Below are 15,544 nucleotides of genomic sequence, written 5' to 3' on the forward strand. Positions count from 1 at the left end.
CAATGCGCGACATCTTTGACAATTCCTATGCCCGCCTGCCCGACAGGTTTTTTACCAAACTGCCGCCCGTTCCGGTCGCGCAGCCGCAGGTTCTGCGTATCAACGACGCCCTTGCACGTGCGTTAGGGCTGGACCCCGCGACCCTGACCGCAGAGGTTCTGACGGGCAATTTCCTTTTGCCGGGGTCTGAGCCGCTTGCTCAGGTCTATGCCGGACACCAGTTTGGCGGATGGGTGCCACGTCTTGGTGATGGACGTGCGATTTTGCTGGGCGAGGTCACCGGCGATTTCGGGCGGCGGGATATTCAGCTCAAGGGCTCCGGCGTCACACCCTACAGCCGCAACGGCGACGGGCGGGCCTGGGTTGGGCCAGTCATGCGAGAATACATCGTGTCCGAGGCGATGCATGCCTTTGGTGTTCCCACCACCCGCGCACTTGGCGCAGCCCTGACCGGCGAGGGCGTTCAACGCGAACGCCGTTACCCCGGCGCCGTCCTGATGCGCGTGGCCGCCAGCCACATCCGCGTCGGCACCTTTCAATATTTTGCGGCGCGCGGCGATACCGCTGGCTTGCGCCTGTTGCTGGAACACTGCATTGCACGCCACTATCCGCAAGCCGATGGACCGCTCACTTTCCTTGCAGAGGTCGTCGCCGCTCAGGCGCGACTGGTTGCAAAATGGATGAGCCTGGGCTTCATCCACGGCGTGATGAACACTGACAACATGGCCGTGTCGGGTGAAACCATCGACTATGGACCCTGTGCCTTCATGGATGCCTATCACCCGCGTACGGTGTTTTCATCCATAGATCAGCAAGGGCGCTATGCGTTTCAGGCGCAACCCAATATGGCAGTCTGGAACCTTGCCCAACTTGCAACCGCGCTTCTGCCGCTGTTTGATGGCGACCCCGACCATGCGGCCGAGGAAGCGACACGGGTTTTGGAAAGTTTCGCCGATCATTTCAGCCCCGAATGGATGCGTCTGTTTCGTGCCAAGATCGGTCTGATCACCGATGAAGACGGTGACGAAGCTCTAATAACCGGGCTTCTATCTCGTATGGCCAGCTCGCAAGCTGACTTCACCGCCACATTCACCGCCCTATTCCACGGCGACGCCAGCGCGCACATCACAGATGACGGAGCGTGGGACAGTTGGGCACCCGACTGGTCAGCACGGTTGGAGCGGGAGCCGCGTGACCCTAAAAAAACGATGCGCGCCGCCAACCCTGTCCTGATCCCGCGCAATCACCGGGTGGAAGAGGTCATTCAGGCCGGTATTGATGGAGATCACGCCCCATTCCATCGGTTGGTCGATGCCCTGAGCCGCCCCTTTGATCCAAACCCCGAAGACCTTGACCTTGCCACGCCGCCGAAGCCGGATGAACGCGTGCTGCGCACGTTCTGCGGAACCTAAGGCAGCGTGACTTCTGGAAATACACGGCTGTCTTTACTAGATTGACGTCATGGAACCCGATGCCTTCGACCTGAAGCTGGTCACTTACAACATGCGCAAAGCCATCGGGCTTGACCGACGGCGTGACCCGCACCGCATTCTGGACGTGATCAATCATCTCGACGCCGATGTCGTGGTCTTGCAAGAAGCCGACCGCCGCCTTGGCCCGCGCCCCACAGCCCTGCCGCATCACCTTCTGGCAGACGAAACAGATTTCGTGGTCGTTCCTTATGACCGCAAGGGCGTTTCACTGGGAAGCCATGGAAATGCGATTCTTATTCGTAAGGGCCTGACCTTTCATGCCGCCGAACAGCTTGAACTTCCGGGGCTTGAGCCTCGTGGCGCGGTTTCAGTCGAAATTGAAGGACGGCTAAAACTTGTCGGTACCCATCTGGGTCTTTTGCGCCCGTATCGCCATCAGCAAATGCGGCAATTGGCAAAGAAACTGGCGCATTCACCCTTGCCCACGGCGATCATGGGGGATTTCAACGAATGGTCACCGAAACGTGGGTTCGAGCCGCTGGAACACCGGTTTGACGTCTTCTCGCCCGGTCGATCTTTTCACGCCGCGCGCCCTGTTGCGGCGCTGGATCGGGTGGCGCTTAGTCAGGGAGTCGAATTGCGCGATGCAGGCGTCGATCAGTCGCCGTTGGCCAAGGTCGCGTCTGATCACTTGCCAGTTTGGGCACATGTGCGCGTGAAAGGTTGATGGCCCCTGGTCGGAGCATCAGAGCATGAAGTTTCAGCATTTGTCATCGACAAACAGCATGGTATGACAACCGGAAACCGCTGGACGCCCGCATGAATATCCTTCAAATCACCTCGCTTCTGATCGTTCTGGCCGGAGCGTTTGGGTCGATCAACTACCTCTTCCTGAAGCTGCCCTCACCTATCGGTATCTTGTTGGTGTCGCTTATGGCCTCGCTTGCCTTGATGGGCTTGGATTTCCTGATCCCGGCAATGGGCGTAGCCGATCAAGTGCGCAGCACCGTCGCAAGTCTGGATTTCTCGGACACATTGCTTGAGGGAATGTTGGGCCTGTTGCTGTTTGCCGGCGCTTTGCATGTCAAAATTCATGATCTGCGGGCGCAATGGGGTGTGGTTTTCCTGATGGCCACAATGGGCGTCGCACTGTCCACGGTTGTGGTTGGAGTCGGTTTCAGTTGGCTGACCGGTGCACCACTTCTGATCGCGCTGGTCTTCGGGGCATTGATCTCGCCCACTGATCCAGTCGCGGTTCTGGGCGTCTTACGTGACGCAAATCTGCCAAAGTCACTTGAAACCAAGATTGCCGGGGAAAGCCTGTTCAACGATGGGGTCGGCTATGTTGTTTTTCTGGTGTTGGTGGGGCTGGCTTTTCCGTCCGGGCATGGCGACCATGCCACCAATCCCAGCGTTGAAGCCGCTTTCAGCCTGTTCTTTCAAGAGGCCGTTGGCGGGGCCTTGCTGGGTGTTGCCCTTGGGTGGCTGACCTTCCGCGTCATGCGCCGCATTGACGACTACTCGCTTGAGGTTCTGTTGACCCTGGGGTTGGCGTTTGGTGGTTACGAACTGGCCGTTGTCCTACATGTCTCGGGTCCGATCATGGCGGTCTGTGCAGGCCTTTTGATTGGCGATGTCGGCACCAAACACGGAATGAGCGAAGAGACACGCCGCTATGTCGATGCATTCTGGAAGCTGATTGACGAGATTCTGAACGCCGTTCTGTTCCTGATGATCGGGTTCGAGGTTTTCGCTGTCGCCTTCGCAACGGATGCCGTAACAGCTGGCGTTCTGTCCATCATTCTTGCGCTGTTTGCCCGCCTGACAGCTGTCGCCGTGCCGGTGATCTTGCTAAGGCCGTTCCGCAGCTTCTCAAAGGGTGTTGTGCCGATCATGACTTGGGGCGGTCTGAAAGGCGGCATCTCGGTCGCGTTGGCGTTAAGCCTGCCAGACAGCGAATGGAAGCCGATCATCCTGACAGCGACATATATCATCGTCGTCTTCTCGATCATTGTGCAAGGCTTGACGGTCGCGCCACTTGCACAGCGGCTGGGTCGTGAACCGGAGTTGATGTAAGAGCGCGTCTTCAATCCAAGCAGTTTTACCGATCGGTTACCAACGCCCCAAGGATCAGCTCCGCAGCCGGGCGGAAATTTCGTGAAAACTCGTTGATTGCAAAGGCCTCACGCATGTCATCTGGCAAGCCTTCGGGGTCGCGATCCGCGGTCAGGTTAAATTGCGCCGCGCCTTGTAGAACATTCATCAAAGTGCGCGTCGCCAACTGTGCCCTTTCAGGCGTCAACTGCATGAGCTGAGCGAGATAAATGGTAAATCGCTCCATTTCTGCCAACATGCTTCGTTTGGCTGAGAACAATGCTTCATCGGCCACATTGGCCTCGATCACGGCAACCAACCGGGCGAACAGAGGCAAAAACAGGGGTGTGCTTTGTGATAGATGTGTCAGCAAACCCGCCAACTCAGATGGATCCGCACTTAGATTCTGTTCGTTTACGAACCGGTCAACCAGTTCCCGCAACGCCTCGTCAAACAACAGAAGAAAAAGCTCTTCTTTAGAGCGGACGTACAGATACAACGTTCCTTTTGCGAGACCGGTACGTTCGGCCATGGCGTTCATTGTGACACCGTCAAATCCGCGTTCTTCGATCAAATCGCGCGCAGCTTTCAGGATCGCTGCATGCCGCTGGACCTTCTGGTCCTCGGACCGGGCACGTCTGCTAGTCTTCCCTGTCAAATGGATCTGCCATTCCTGTCTTACGCGCGGCCAGACCGTCGCATCTAAACAAGTATTGGCCGTTGGAGCCTGCTTGGCAAGGTCTGGAGGTCCTACCCCTAGGTAAACACGTCCCATGTTTTTTGCCCGAAATCTGTCGACAAGTACGATCTGCTTCCATTCGCTGCCAACTGAGCATTCCCCCCGCGCCGATTTCACGGCATAAGGGGGCAAGCAGATCGAGTATCGGAGGGCGAATGTCCGAACCATCCATTCTGAAAAGGTGCGAGGAGTTGGGCCTGCGCATGACCGGGCAGCGCCGGGTGATCGCACAAATACTGGAAGAAGCGCACCGCGACCACCCCGACGTCGAAGAACTGCATGCCCGCGCGGCAGGTCTGGACAGCCGCATCTCATTGGCGACGGTTTATCGCACCGTGAAGCTGTTTGAAGAAGCCGGGATCCTCGTCAAAAACGAATTTGGTGACGGGCGCGCACGCTATGAAAGTGCGGACCGCGATCACCATGACCATTTGATCGACCTGACTTCCGGACAGGTGATTGAATTTCTCGACCCAGAGATCGAAGCCTTGCAGGAAAAGATCGCCGCCAAGCTGGGTTACAAGCTAAAGGGGCACCGTTTGGAACTTTATGGCGTGCGAAAGAAAGACAAGAGATAGCAGCAACCAATCACTCCCAATGATCCAGAGCATCACGGATCACATCTTGCCTTGGCTCGCAAAACCGGGTCTTGTCGCCGGACTGCCCTCTCCCTTCTTGTTCAAGACGCCAGTTCACCATGCAAAATATCCGCGGCATCATTCTTGTAACCCTTTCAATGGCTGCATTTGCAGTCGAAGATACCTTCATCAAGTCGATGTCGCAGGGTCTGCCCGTATCGCAGGTTCTGATCATGCTTGGGCTTGGCGGTGCGATCGCTTTTGCCACGTTGACCTATATTCAGCGCGGCACGCTTGCCCCACTTGTGCATCGCGACATGCGCTCGCCTGTCATGTTGTGGCGCAACGCATCCGAAGCTGTTTCCGCCATGTTTTTCATCACGGCCTTGTCGCTGGTACCAATTTCGACGGTGGCAGCTGTGTTTCAGGCGACACCTCTGGCGATCACGGCTGGCGCCGCATTGTTTCTGGGTGAACAGGTTGGTTGGCGTCGCTGGACAGCCATTGCAATTGGATTCCTGGGGGTATTGATCATCATCCGCCCTGGCGCGGCCGGGTTTCAAATCGCCGCTTTGTTGCCGATTGCCGCCGTGTTCGGCATCGCTTTGCGGGACCTGTTGACGCGCCAGATGGATCCAACCATCCCATCTGCCAGTGTGGCATTTTTCGGCTTCGTGGCGGTGATCCCCGCTGGTATGGCTATGTCATTTTTCTTTGATCCTTTTGTCATGCCTGCGGGCATCCAGTGGTTCTTGATCTTGGGGGCCATCGTCTTTGGTGTGTCCGGGTATTACGCGATTGTTCTGGCAATGCGGATCGCCGAAACTTCGATCATCATGCCATTTCGCTATGCCAGGCTGATTTTCTCAATGTTTCTTGGCATCCTGATATTTGGCGAAAGCCCGGACATCTGGACATATCTTGGGGCCGGTATCGTCATCGGCACCGGCATCTATACCTTCCTGCGAGAGCGACATGCGATGCGTGAAGTCGCTGCGGACCCTGCGTAAGGCTGTTGTCGTAACGCCCCGGACGCGCTAAAGAGCCTCAACTGAAGTTTTCTTCTTATTGGGAGCGCTAACATGACCATCATCGTCGATATTTTTGCCCGCGAGATTCTGGACAGCCGGGGCAACCCGACCGTTGAGGTTGACGTGATCCTTGACGATGGCACGCTGGGCCGGGCGGCCGTTCCGTCGGGCGCTTCGACTGGCGCGCATGAGGCCGTTGAAAAGCGTGATGGCGACAAGGCGCGCTATATGGGCAAAGGCGTTCTGGAAGCGGTTGAAGCCGTCAACGGCGAGATCGCCGATGCGCTGGTGGGCTTTGATGCGACCGAACAGGAAGCCATCGACGCAGCCATGTGCGAGCTGGATGGCACGCCGAACAAAGCCCGCCTTGGGGCCAACGCGATTCTGGGCGTCTCGCTGGCTGTTGCCAAAGCCGCGGCGGATGCGTCTGCCCTGCCGCTTTACCGCTATGTGGGCGGCGCTTCCGCCCGCGTGTTGCCTGTGCCGATGATGAACATCATCAATGGCGGCGAACATGCCGACAACCCGATCGACATTCAGGAATTCATGATCATGCCGGTCGCTGCGGAAAATATCCGTGAAGCCGTGCGCATGGGATCAGAAGTCTTTCACACCCTGAAAAAAGAGCTCTCCGCCGCCGGCCTGTCCACCGGGATCGGGGACGAGGGCGGCTTTGCGCCCAACATCGGATCGACCCGTGATGCGCTCGATTTTATCATGAGCTCGATCAAGAAAGCGGGCTACACGCCGGGCGAAGATATTTATCTGGCGCTCGATTGCGCTGCGACCGAGTATTACAAGGACGGCAAATATGTCTTTTCGGGTGAAGGCAAATCGCTGACCTCGGAAGAAAACGCACAATACCTGAAGGCACTCTGCGACGACTATCCGATCATCTCGATCGAAGATGGCATGTCGGAAGATGACTGGGACGGTTGGGTCGCCTTGACCAAGCTTCTGGGCGACAAGATCCAACTGGTTGGCGACGATCTGTTCGTCACCAACCCCGAACGTCTGGCCGAGGGCATCGCCAAGGGCGCGGCAAATTCAATGCTGGTGAAGGTCAACCAGATTGGCACCCTGTCCGAGACGCTGAAAGCCGTCGATATGGCCCACCGCGCGCGGATGACCAACGTGATGTCCCACCGTTCTGGCGAAACCGAAGATGCGACGATTGCCGACCTTGCCGTTGCCACCAATTGCGGTCAGATCAAAACAGGTTCGCTGGCGCGGTCAGACCGGTTGGCAAAATACAATCAGCTGATCCGGATCGAGGAAATGCTAGGCGTGACCGCCGAATATGCTGGTCGGTCGATCTTGAAGTAGGCAAAACACCAAAAAATACACAAAGGCTGGGGCGTTGCTCCGGCCTTTGCTGCTTGAAATGCGCTCTTTAAGCGCGCATCCAAGCCAAACAGTCATCGCATGAATGCCGGAGCCCGGATGATTAGACGCATCGCACATTACCTGATCCGGAAGGCTGAACGGCGCGTCGGCGTCACCCTCGACTATGTCCATGCCATTGCCGAAACCAACATCGGCTTGCTGTCGCGTTACAACCGGATTTTCGGTATAGTCGACCCGCGCAAACATTTGCCCACAGATGCCTATCATGCGGCTCGTTTGCGCGGGGCGCTCGCCGCAGATTGTGGCACATGCGTCGAGGCCGAGATCAACTTAGCCCTGGCGGCGGGGCTTTCACAGGACTGGATGCACCGTGTGTTGACTGATCAGGTGAAAGGAGATCTCAACGCAGTGATTGTGCTGAAAGATGCGGTGGTCCGGGATCGGATCGACGCGCCTGATGCGCGTGAGCAGGTACGATCTGCTTACGGAGATGCCGGCTTGATAGAACTGTCGCTGGCGATGAACGGTGCGGCCTTTTTGCCCGGTGTCAAACGGGCGATGGGCTATGCAACCGCCTGCAACCTTGAGGTGATGCAGCAACTAAAATAAGTTACAACCCACCCAACAGCAGCGCCGAGACCGGGGCCATTGCCACCGATTTCGCCCGGTTCCCAAGGTTCCATTCGATCAGAGCTTGCAAGGTTTCGGCCTGTGCGCGACCCAGCATGATCACGCCATTTTCCTGCCCGGCCTTGAACGCCGCGTTGTCCAAAAAGCGGCGCATGACCTTGCCGTCTTGCCCTTCACCATCCAGTTCTCGGAACACGACACCTGCGGCAACGCCGTTTTTCAGCGCGGTTTTGTGACCCGTGTTCAAGCCCTGCGGTTCAGACACCAGCCCATGCCCGCTGGCGGCCAGTATTTCAGAGATCTGCGCTGCAAGCTGGCTGTTGCTTTGAAACCCGCTTTCTTCGGTCAGGAACACGCCTACAGCCAGATCAAGCAATGGTGCCTGCGCTTGAAAAATCACTTCGGCGTCCGTGGGGGTCGCGTTCGTGGGCATGGCGGGCACTATCAACACCTCGGCCCCGGCATCGCGATAAAAGGCGATGGCCTGTGCTGCATTCGGATCGTTGGTGTCCACCACGAAGCTGACCGGGAAGGGCAGATTGTTCAAATCGCCAAGCGATTGACGGGCGGCACCTTGGTCAAACAACACGACCGACATCAACGGACGGCCTTCAGGGTTGGTAAAGGCTGCGGCGTTCTGGTCGATGGCAAGCATCGGTGTGTCAGTCAGAACCGGATCGGCACCTGACTGTGCAGCCCCACCCTCGGTCACTGGCTGTTCAATCGTCGGCAGACGATTGGTTGTCACACCATCCGCCAAATCGCCGATCGGGGCGACGGGGTCACTTTTTATCTGGGGTGTGTTCGCTAGATCGGGAATGGACTGCGGCAGGTTGGCGTCCGTTTTAGTCTGGCCCTCGGTGGCGGCATCATTGCTTGGCTCACCAGACGCCTCTTCTGTTGAATCTTGCTCTGCGGGCTGTGACGTATCGGCAGGAGGCGTCGCGGCGGGCGCATCGGTTTCAACCGAAGCATCGCTTTCTGGCACAACAGGATCTGGCGGAGGTGTGGGCGCATCCGCCGACGGAACATCCGCATCAGGTGCCACATCCGTCGTTTCCATCTCCCCTGGTGTATCCGGCGCACTGATCGCGTCTGGCGGGGTGTCATTGGCAACCGGCACATCCGCGGTCTGCGGCGCTGTGTCGTCCGGCGCGGCGACATCCTGATCTACCACTGGCGGCGCCACCTGCGTCGGTTGAACCGGAGCCAGTTGCAGCGACACAACACCAAGACCCAGAACGGACACGACCGTTCCGGCCACAACACCCGACAAGAAGCCCTTTGCCATGGCATTCTCTCCTCGAAACCTCATCCTTTGCACGTGCCGCTCTTGACCGGTGGCACCTGCGTGGATCATGTATAGCCCGACAATCGCAGGACGTAACCCCTGCTAAGACATTCTTGGCGAAAGGCCGCACTATGATCCTGCTGATCGATAATTATGACAGCTTCACCTATAATCTTGTCCACTATTTCGGCGAATTGGGGGCCGAAGTGGTCGTTCGGCGCAACGATGCGCTGGATGTGCAAGAGGCGATGGGTATGGGCGCGGACGGAATCGTTCTGTCGCCCGGGCCTTGTGATCCGGCACAGGCGGGCATCTGTCTGGCCCTGACCGCCGCTGCGGCTGACGCGAAGGTTCCTCTGTTTGGTGTCTGTCTTGGCCATCAGGCGATCGGCGAGGCGTTTGGCGGCAATGTCGTGCGCGCACCTGAGATTGTGCATGGCAAGATGGGAGAGATCAGGCACCAAGGTAAAGGCGTGTTCGAAGGTCTGCCTTCGCCGCTTCTGGCCACTCGTTATCATTCATTGGTCGTAGATCGCGATACCCTGCCCGATTGTCTGGAAATCACCGCCGAGTTGGACAACGGCTTGATCATGGGTCTGCGCCACAAAGAGCTTGAAGTGGAAGGCGTGCAGTTCCACCCGGAAAGCATCCGGTCCGAGCATGGGCACGCAATGCTTCAAAATTTCCTGAACAAGACGAAAGTATCCGCATGAGCGAAGCAATGAAACCACTGATCTATGCCGCGACCGAGGGGCCGCTGTCCCGCGCTCAGGCCGAACTTGCCTTTGAAGAACTGTTTGATGGTCGAGCAACCCCCGCCCAGATCGGTGCGCTTCTGGCCGCGATGCGCGCGCGTGGCGAAAGTGTTTCCGAATACGCGGCGGCGGCGGCCGTGATGCGCGCAAGATGCGCCAAGGTCAGCGCCCCGGACGGCGCGATGGATATTGTTGGCACGGGAGGTGATGGGATGGGCACGTTGAACATCTCGACCGCGACGGCCTTTGTCGTGGCGGGCGCAGGCGTGACCGTGGCCAAACATGGCAACCGCAACCTGTCATCCAAATCAGGCGCGGCGGACGCACTGACCGAAATGGGCGTGAACGTCATGGTCGGCGCGGATGTGGCTGAACGCGCAATCAACGATGTCGGCATCGGCTTCATGATGGCCCCGATGCACCATCCGGCGATGAAGCATGTGATGCCTGTGCGGCAGGAAATGGGCTGCAAGACGATCTTCAACATTCTTGGCCCCCTGACCAACCCGGCAGGTGTCAAACGCCAATTGACCGGCGCCTTTGCCGCCGACCTGATCTTTCCCATGGCGGAAACCCTGCAATCACTGGGATCAGAGAAAGCATGGCTGGTGCACGGAGCAGACGGGATGGACGAGATCTCGATCACCGGTGTGACCTCTGTCGCCGCGCTTGAGGGCGGCAGAATTTATGCACGTGAAATTCACCCCGAAGATGCGGGGCTGCCAGTGCACCGACTGGCCTCGATCCTTGGCGGAGAGCCTGCCGAAAATGCCATCGCCTTCCGCGCACTTCTGGATGGCGAAGCGTCAGCCTTCCGCGATGCGGTGCTGTTGAATTCCGCCGCTGCCTTGGTGGTGGCTGACAAGGTGGTCGACCTGAAGGAAGGCGTCGAAATGGCCGCTGAAAGCATCGACAGCGGGGCAGCGAAATCGAAAATCGAAGCACTGGCTGCATTGACAACGACGGCATAGCTTGCCCCGACCCCTTCAAGGAAATAGACCACGCCCATGAGCACTGTTCTAGACAAAATCAAAGCATATAAGCTGGACCATGTGGCCGCATGCAAAGCCGCCCGCCCTTTGTCTGAGGTCGAGGCTGCCGCCCGTGACGCCTCCCCCACGCGTGGCTTCGCCGCCTCGCTGACGAAAGCCGCTGAAGCAGGTTATGGCCTGATTGCTGAAGTAAAGAAGGCCAGCCCGTCCAAGGGCTTGATCCGTGCCGATTTCAACCCGCCCGCATTGGCCCGTGCCTATGAGGCTGGCGGCGCGACTTGCCTGTCGGTTCTGACGGACACACCATCCTTTCAAGGTGCAGATGAGTTCCTTGTGTCAGCCCGTGCTGCGGTCAGCCTTCCCGCCCTGCGCAAGGACTTCATGTATGACACCTATCAGGTGGCCGAAGCCCGCGCGTTGGGTGCTGACTGTATCCTGATCATCATGGCATCCGTGGAGGACAGCCAAGCGCAAGAGCTTGAAGACGCAGCTTTTTCATGGGGCATGGACGTTCTGATCGAAGTGCATGATGAAGTCGAGCTGGAACGCGCGGTTGCGCTGAAGTCTCCTCTTCTGGGCGTAAACAACCGCAATCTGAAGACCTTCGAGACGACGCTCGACACCACGCGCCGCCTGTCGAAACTTGCGCCCGCTGACCGTCATCTTGTGTGCGAAAGCGGGTTGTTCACGCCGCAGGACCTGGCGGATATGGCAGAATACGGCGCGCGCAGTTTTCTGATCGGCGAAAGCCTGATGCGTCAGGACGATGTCGAAGCCGCAACTCGCGCCATTCTGGCCAACCCTGTACCCGCATGAGCGACAAAAATCCCCTCACCCACTTCGACTCCGATGGACAGGCCCATATGGTCGATGTCTCGGGCAAGGCCGTGACGGATCGCGTCGCGCTGGCCGAAGGCTTCGTCAAAATGACGGCAGAAACGCTGGCGCTAGTGACCTCTGGTTCGGCCAAGAAAGGTGACGTTCTGGGTGTCGCGCGGCTGGCCGGTATCATGGGTGCGAAACGCACATCGGACCTGATCCCGCTGTGCCACCCGCTGCCCATCACCAAGGTCGCACTAGAACTTGACCCACAGCCCGACCTTCCCGGTGTGCGGATCACCGCGACCGTCAAGACCGGCGGTCAAACGGGCGTCGAGATGGAAGCTCTGACGGCTGTAACTGTCGCCTGCCTGACTGTCTATGACATGCTGAAAGCCGCCGAAAAAGGTATGGAGATTACCGGTATCCGCCTGTTGCGCAAGGAAGGCGGGAAATCAGGAATATACGAGGTCGACAGATGATCACCGTGTCCGAGGCGCTTGACGCGATATTCGATCTGGTCGGGCCGTTGGGAACAGAAGATGTGCCGCTGGCTGACGCCGCAGGGCGCACTCTTGTCGCCCCCGTTGTCGCATCCCGCCTGCAACCGCCCTTCGCGGCTTCAGCTATGGATGGCTATGCGCTGAACGGTGTTGAAGCCGACCCCGAAGCGATGTTCCGCATCGTCGGCGAAAGTGCTGCCGGGCATGGATTTCCGAGACGCGTCGGTTCAGGTGAAACCGTGCGCATTTTCACCGGCGCACCGATGCCCGATGGCACTGATCGCGTGATCATACAGGAAGATGTCGATCGCCGGGGTGATCTGATCACACTTGCGCGCAAACTGGACCTTGGTCCGCATGTGCGCCCCGCCGGGGCCGATTTCGTCCCCGGTGATACCATCCCGGCACCGCGCGTCTTGTCCCCTGCCGACCTTGCATTGGCGGCGGCGATGAATGTTCCCAAACTGACCGTCACCCGCAAACCTGTCGTGGCGCTTTTGGCGACAGGGGACGAGCTTGTCATGCCGGGTGAGCAACCGGGACCGGACCAGATCATCGCCTCCAACAGCTTTGGCCTGAAAGCCTTGATCGAAGCCAATGGCGGCCACGCCCGTATGTTGCCCATAGCACGCGACAACGTTGGCAGCCTTCGCACCGCGTTCGAATTGGCCTCTGACGCCGATCTGATCGTAACGATTGGCGGTGCTTCGGTTGGCGACCATGATCTTGTGGGCGACGTGGCCGCCACAATGGGGATGGAGCAGAGCTTTTACAAAGTGCTGATGCGCCCTGGAAAACCTCTGATGGCCGGACGAATGGGGGATGCCGTCATGATTGGTCTGCCCGGCAATCCCGTGTCGTCCATGGTCTGCGGACACGTATTCCTAGTGCCCGCCCTGCGCGCGATGCTGGGGCTGGGGGCGGCAGCCACACCGCGTATGTCTGCGGTTCTGTCGACACCGATCAAAGCGAATGGCCCTCGGGAACATTACATGCGCGCGCGCGTCGACGGCGACAAGATCACAATCTTCGACAGTCAGGACAGTGCGCTTCTAAGCGTGTTGTCACAAGCCAACGCATTGGCTGTTCGCCCGGTCTCTGATCCCGAGCGTGAACCGGGCGAACGGCTCGACTACCTCCCTATCTGACACGATTAGAATGCCTTACTTTCCCGCCTGACGTGCGCTGTTGACACAAAAAGGGAACAGGGATAGAACATTCGTTGAACGCCCCGCAACAAGGGCCTTTCCAGCGCTGATAGAAACAGTGAACTTGGAATGAATAAAGACGGAGGTGCGAGAGCATGTTGACACGCAAGCAGTTGGAACTTTTGGATTTCATTCATAAGCGGATCCAACGCGACGGTGTGCCGCCGTCCTTTGATGAAATGAAGGAAGCGTTGAATCTGCGGTCCAAATCCGGAATTCACCGTTTGATCACCGCATTGGAAGAACGCGGTTTTATACGCCGCCTTGCCCACCGCGCCCGTGCGATCGAAATCGTGAAACTGCCCGAGCCACTTGAAAATGCTGGTCGTGCCGGGTTTGAGCCGCGCGTGATCAAAGGCGACCGACCCGAACGCACCCCTGCAAGCGCCATTCCCCTTGAAGGTTTGGGCGTTAGCGACCTACCCCTGATGGGGCGCATCGCTGCCGGTGAACCGATCGAAGCCATTACTGATGGTGCGCAACACGTATCTGTGCCGGAAACCATGCTGGCCACTGGCGGGCGTCACTATGCGCTTGAGGTCAAGGGCGACTCGATGATCGACGCAGGGATCAACAATGGCGATGTGGTGGTCATTCGCGAGACCAGCCAAGCGCAGAATGGTGACATCGTCGTGGCGCAGGTTGACGGGTATGAAGCTACGTTGAAACGGTTTCGCAAAACCGATGGGATGATCGCTTTGGAAGCCGCCAACCCGGCCTATGAAACCCGCTTGCTGCCGGAAGGTCAGGTCAAGGTGCAAGGCAAGTTGGTCGGATTGATCCGCACTTACTGATCAGTTTCTAGCATTCTGACCGAAATTAAAAAAGGGACGCAACTATGGTGCGTCCCTTTCTTACAATCAGTCGACGAATTTGCGTCAGCCAAGCCCTGACAGTTTTTTCTGCAACTCCGCAAGCTGTTTCTTGATAGCGTCCAGTTCGTCCTTGGATCCTGCTTCCGGTTTATCCGCCGCGCTGTCATCGTCTTCAGAAGACGAGGCACCGCCAGGAAATCCACCCATCATCGCTTTCATGAAGGCTTCTTGCTGCGCTTGCATCGCTTCAAATCCGGGCATCTGTGCCATAGGATTTCCCATCGCACCGAAGTTTTCCATCATCTTGGATTGACCATCGCGCAGCATCTCAAAGCTCGCCGCCAGGAACTGCGGCACGACGCTATGCGCTTGCGTGGTATAGGAACGTACAAGATCGGTCAGCACATCCACCGGCAAAACACTTTCGCCCCGGCTTTCGTGTTCGGCAACGATCTGAAGCAGGTACTGGCGCGTCAGATCATCACCCGACTTCAAGTCGATAATCTGAACTTCACGACCATCACGGATGAACCCGGCAATGTCGTCCAATGTCACATAATCCGAGGTCTCGGTGTTATACAGGCGCCGACTTGCGTAACGCTTGATCAGCAGTGGTTCTTGTTTCTGAGCCATCTTATCTCCCCGCAGCAGCTATGATTGCTGCACTGCAAAAGCCTAGCAAAGCCCACATCAAAGGCAAGTCTTTTGATCAAACTTTATGTGAGGAGACTAATGCAGGCACAAATAAAAAAAGGGCGAGCACGAAGCTCGCCCTTCTGGAATAGGCCGGATCGGGAGGTTGGTCTCCGGCAAAATTCGCTTACTTAGCAGTCGCTTTTTTGGCAGCTTTCTGAACTTCGTCAGTTGCTTTTTTGACAGCAGCTTGTGCGTCGTCGCCCAGCTCTTTGCCGGCAGCCATCATCAGCTCAACGGTTTCAGCTTGCACTTTTTTCGCAACTTCAGCGAAAGCGGCCAGGTTTTCAGCGGCCAGCTCGGCTTGAGCCGAAGCGAAGTCGGTTACGGCTTTGCCATAGTCAGCTGCTTCTTCTTTAGCAGTGGTGACGTCGCCCATTTTGGACAGAGTTTCTTTGGTCCATTTGGTCGAGATCTCAGCCGATTTGTCTGCAGCTTGCAGAGCAACTTTCGACATTTTTTCGGCCAAAGCAGCTTGGTTTTTGAAAGCGTCTTGAGCGACCGACATGTCAACGGGGAAGTTACCCAGCATTTCTTGGAACATCTTGGTGAAGTCTTGTGTCTTAGTCATTGTCATATCTCCGAGGTTTTGCGCCGGGGAGGAGGTCGGCGCCTG

At 57.7% G+C, this 15,544-nt stretch carries 17 protein-coding genes; 13 read left to right on the forward strand and 4 right to left on the reverse strand.

The annotated features are described in order from the left end of the window. Window positions 1–2: 2 nt before the first annotated feature. The 3 genes from MWU51_RS08565 (at window position 3) to MWU51_RS08575 (ending at window position 3,509) form a co-directional block, all read left to right on the forward strand. On the forward strand, window positions 3–1,412 hold the full coding sequence (locus MWU51_RS08565; RefSeq protein WP_247036383.1) for a protein adenylyltransferase SelO: 1,410 nt from the start codon (window positions 3–5) through the stop codon (window positions 1,410–1,412). 49 nt (window positions 1,413–1,461) lie between these two features. Beyond that, a complete protein-coding gene (locus MWU51_RS08570) occupies window positions 1,462–2,160 on the forward strand; it encodes an endonuclease/exonuclease/phosphatase family protein (protein ID WP_247036385.1) in 699 nt (232 codons plus the stop codon). A gap of 92 nt (window positions 2,161–2,252) precedes the next feature. After that, the gene (locus MWU51_RS08575) at window positions 2,253–3,509 is read left to right on the forward strand and encodes a sodium:proton antiporter (RefSeq protein ID WP_247036388.1); all 1,257 of its coding nucleotides are present in this window, start codon (window positions 2,253–2,255) and stop codon (window positions 3,507–3,509) included. Window positions 3,510–3,534: 25 nt separating this feature from the next. On the opposite strand, the gene MWU51_RS08580 is transcribed toward MWU51_RS08575, so the two are convergent. Next, the gene (locus tag MWU51_RS08580; protein WP_247036389.1) at window positions 3,535–4,185 is read right to left on the reverse strand and encodes a TetR/AcrR family transcriptional regulator; all 651 of its coding nucleotides are present in this window, start codon (window positions 4,183–4,185) and stop codon (window positions 3,535–3,537) included. A gap of 236 nt (window positions 4,186–4,421) precedes the next feature. On the opposite strand from MWU51_RS08580, the gene MWU51_RS08585 reads away from it, so the two are divergent. The 4 genes from MWU51_RS08585 (at window position 4,422) to MWU51_RS08600 (ending at window position 7,831) form a co-directional block, all read left to right on the forward strand. Next, window positions 4,422–4,844, forward strand: a complete 423-nt coding sequence (locus tag MWU51_RS08585; protein ID WP_247036390.1) for a Fur family transcriptional regulator — start codon at window positions 4,422–4,424, stop codon at window positions 4,842–4,844. A 119-nt stretch (window positions 4,845–4,963) separates the two neighbouring features. Beyond that, complete coding sequence (locus MWU51_RS08590) at window positions 4,964–5,854, forward strand: DMT family transporter (protein ID WP_247036391.1); 891 nt, start codon at window positions 4,964–4,966, stop codon at window positions 5,852–5,854. A gap of 72 nt (window positions 5,855–5,926) precedes the next feature. Further along, window positions 5,927–7,201: a phosphopyruvate hydratase gene (eno, locus tag MWU51_RS08595; RefSeq protein ID WP_247036392.1), complete on the forward strand. Its 1,275-nt coding sequence runs from the start codon at window positions 5,927–5,929 to the stop codon at window positions 7,199–7,201. A 117-nt stretch (window positions 7,202–7,318) separates the two neighbouring features. Continuing rightward, window positions 7,319–7,831, forward strand: coding sequence for a hypothetical protein (locus tag MWU51_RS08600; RefSeq protein ID WP_247036393.1), 513 nt, complete (start codon window positions 7,319–7,321; stop codon window positions 7,829–7,831). 1 nt (window position 7,832) lies between these two features. Here MWU51_RS08600 and MWU51_RS08605 read toward each other — a convergent pair whose 3' ends face one another. Further along, a complete protein-coding gene (locus tag MWU51_RS08605; RefSeq protein ID WP_247036395.1) occupies window positions 7,833–9,143 on the reverse strand; it encodes a divergent polysaccharide deacetylase family protein in 1,311 nt (436 codons plus the stop codon). Window positions 9,144–9,274: 131 nt separating this feature from the next. Between MWU51_RS08605 and MWU51_RS08610 the strand changes: the two genes are divergently transcribed. The 6 genes from MWU51_RS08610 (at window position 9,275) to lexA (ending at window position 14,214) form a co-directional block, all read left to right on the forward strand. After that, window positions 9,275–9,856, forward strand: a complete 582-nt coding sequence (locus MWU51_RS08610; protein ID WP_247036398.1) for an aminodeoxychorismate/anthranilate synthase component II — start codon at window positions 9,275–9,277, stop codon at window positions 9,854–9,856. Next, complete coding sequence (trpD, locus tag MWU51_RS08615) at window positions 9,853–10,869, forward strand: anthranilate phosphoribosyltransferase (RefSeq protein WP_247036400.1); 1,017 nt, start codon at window positions 9,853–9,855, stop codon at window positions 10,867–10,869. The genes MWU51_RS08610 and trpD overlap by 4 nt, the downstream gene beginning before the upstream one ends. Window positions 10,870–10,905: 36 nt before the next feature. Then, the gene (gene trpC / locus MWU51_RS08620) at window positions 10,906–11,706 is read left to right on the forward strand and encodes an indole-3-glycerol phosphate synthase TrpC (RefSeq protein ID WP_247036402.1); all 801 of its coding nucleotides are present in this window, start codon (window positions 10,906–10,908) and stop codon (window positions 11,704–11,706) included. Next, a complete protein-coding gene (moaC, locus tag MWU51_RS08625) occupies window positions 11,703–12,191 on the forward strand; it encodes a cyclic pyranopterin monophosphate synthase MoaC (RefSeq protein ID WP_247036404.1) in 489 nt (162 codons plus the stop codon). Before trpC ends, moaC begins: the two co-directional genes overlap by 4 nt. Further along, entirely contained in the window at window positions 12,188–13,360 is a 1,173-nt protein-coding gene (gene glp / locus MWU51_RS08630) for a gephyrin-like molybdotransferase Glp (RefSeq protein ID WP_247036406.1), read from the forward strand. The genes moaC and glp overlap by 4 nt, the downstream gene beginning before the upstream one ends. Window positions 13,361–13,515: 155 nt before the next feature. Next, complete coding sequence (gene lexA, locus MWU51_RS08635; RefSeq protein WP_247036408.1) at window positions 13,516–14,214, forward strand: transcriptional repressor LexA; 699 nt, start codon at window positions 13,516–13,518, stop codon at window positions 14,212–14,214. 84 nt (window positions 14,215–14,298) lie between these two features. Here the strand turns inward: lexA and phaR are convergent, their stop codons facing one another. After that, window positions 14,299–14,868, reverse strand: coding sequence for a polyhydroxyalkanoate synthesis repressor PhaR (gene phaR / locus MWU51_RS08640; RefSeq protein WP_247036410.1), 570 nt, complete (start codon window positions 14,866–14,868; stop codon window positions 14,299–14,301). A gap of 187 nt (window positions 14,869–15,055) precedes the next feature. After that, a complete protein-coding gene (locus tag MWU51_RS08645; protein ID WP_247038779.1) occupies window positions 15,056–15,499 on the reverse strand; it encodes a Phasin in 444 nt (147 codons plus the stop codon). Window positions 15,500–15,544 lie beyond the last annotated feature (45 nt).

The sequence above is a fragment of the Aliiroseovarius sp. F47248L genome (genome assembly GCF_023016085.1).
In the GTDB taxonomy this organism is placed as follows: domain Bacteria; phylum Pseudomonadota; class Alphaproteobacteria; order Rhodobacterales; family Rhodobacteraceae; genus Aliiroseovarius.

Coding starts and splice junctions, on each gene's coding strand:
- lexA (WP_247036408.1), top strand. CDS start 13,516: ATGTTGACACGCAAGCAGTTGGAACTTTTGGATTTCATTCATAAGCGG.
- MWU51_RS08565 (WP_247036383.1), top strand. CDS start 3: ATGCGCGACATCTTTGACAATTCCTATGCCCGCCTGCCCGACAGGTTT.
- MWU51_RS08575 (WP_247036388.1), top strand. CDS start 2,253: ATGAATATCCTTCAAATCACCTCGCTTCTGATCGTTCTGGCCGGAGCG.
- MWU51_RS08605 (WP_247036395.1), bottom strand. CDS start 9,143: ATGGCAAAGGGCTTCTTGTCGGGTGTTGTGGCCGGAACGGTCGTGTCC.
- MWU51_RS08610 (WP_247036398.1), top strand. CDS start 9,275: ATGATCCTGCTGATCGATAATTATGACAGCTTCACCTATAATCTTGTC.
- MWU51_RS08645 (WP_247038779.1), bottom strand. CDS start 15,499: ATGACTAAGACACAAGACTTCACCAAGATGTTCCAAGAAATGCTGGGT.
- glp (WP_247036406.1), top strand. CDS start 12,188: ATGATCACCGTGTCCGAGGCGCTTGACGCGATATTCGATCTGGTCGGG.
- eno (WP_247036392.1), top strand. CDS start 5,927: ATGACCATCATCGTCGATATTTTTGCCCGCGAGATTCTGGACAGCCGG.
- moaC (WP_247036404.1), top strand. CDS start 11,703: ATGAGCGACAAAAATCCCCTCACCCACTTCGACTCCGATGGACAGGCC.
- MWU51_RS08585 (WP_247036390.1), top strand. CDS start 4,422: ATGTCCGAACCATCCATTCTGAAAAGGTGCGAGGAGTTGGGCCTGCGC.
- trpD (WP_247036400.1), top strand. CDS start 9,853: ATGAGCGAAGCAATGAAACCACTGATCTATGCCGCGACCGAGGGGCCG.
- phaR (WP_247036410.1), bottom strand. CDS start 14,868: ATGGCTCAGAAACAAGAACCACTGCTGATCAAGCGTTACGCAAGTCGG.
- MWU51_RS08600 (WP_247036393.1), top strand. CDS start 7,319: ATGATTAGACGCATCGCACATTACCTGATCCGGAAGGCTGAACGGCGC.
- MWU51_RS08590 (WP_247036391.1), top strand. CDS start 4,964: ATGCAAAATATCCGCGGCATCATTCTTGTAACCCTTTCAATGGCTGCA.
- trpC (WP_247036402.1), top strand. CDS start 10,906: ATGAGCACTGTTCTAGACAAAATCAAAGCATATAAGCTGGACCATGTG.
- MWU51_RS08570 (WP_247036385.1), top strand. CDS start 1,462: ATGGAACCCGATGCCTTCGACCTGAAGCTGGTCACTTACAACATGCGC.